Annotated in this window: 1 protein-coding gene; it reads right to left on the bottom strand. The window is 56.7% G+C overall.

Going from position 1 to position 563, the window contains the following annotated elements:
* Window positions 1–563, bottom strand: a 563-nt coding sequence (locus tag D3D01_RS22625) for an MMPL family transporter (RefSeq protein ID WP_147439989.1), incomplete at both ends; no start/stop codon positions are given.

Raw genomic sequence — 563 nt, forward strand, 5'->3', positions numbered from 1 at the left:
GCTGGCTGGTCCCGTTTGCGGCGAATCCCAGCACTGTCGTTCCTGTCACAATAAAGAACGCTGGGAGCAACTGGTCAGTTGCGGTCCGCATCGCGGGTGTTGGTTCGATGTCCTCGATCCGTTCTTCACGGTATCGGTTCACAGCGTGAATGCCGAAGTCGATTCCGATGGCAAGAAGCAACGGCGGGACTGTGATCAACATCTGCGTGAAGGGGATACCGGCCCATCCCATGAACCCGAATGTCCACACAATCGCCATCGCAAGGGAGACAAGGCCAATAAGCAGGTCAAACGGGTCCCGGTACGCGATAATGAGGAAGAACAGAATCAGAACCACGGCGGCCGGGACGACGAGCCCCAATGAGTCGGAGATGACACTGCTCAACTCCGCAGAGATGAGGCCACTTCCGAAGACAGAGATATCACCGTCAACCGAGCTGACAATGAACTCCGCTTCCTGTTGAATGGGCGTCAGTGGTGATGACCCCTCTGTCCCAGCACTGCTTGAGACACCTGAAACCTCGTGTGTGACAGTCGTCAGTGTTGCAGATGCCGACGGCTCC

The sequence above is a fragment of the Haloarcula sp. Atlit-7R genome, from assembly GCF_003666065.1.
GTDB lineage: Archaea > Halobacteriota > Halobacteria > Halobacteriales > Haloarculaceae > Haloarcula > Haloarcula taiwanensis.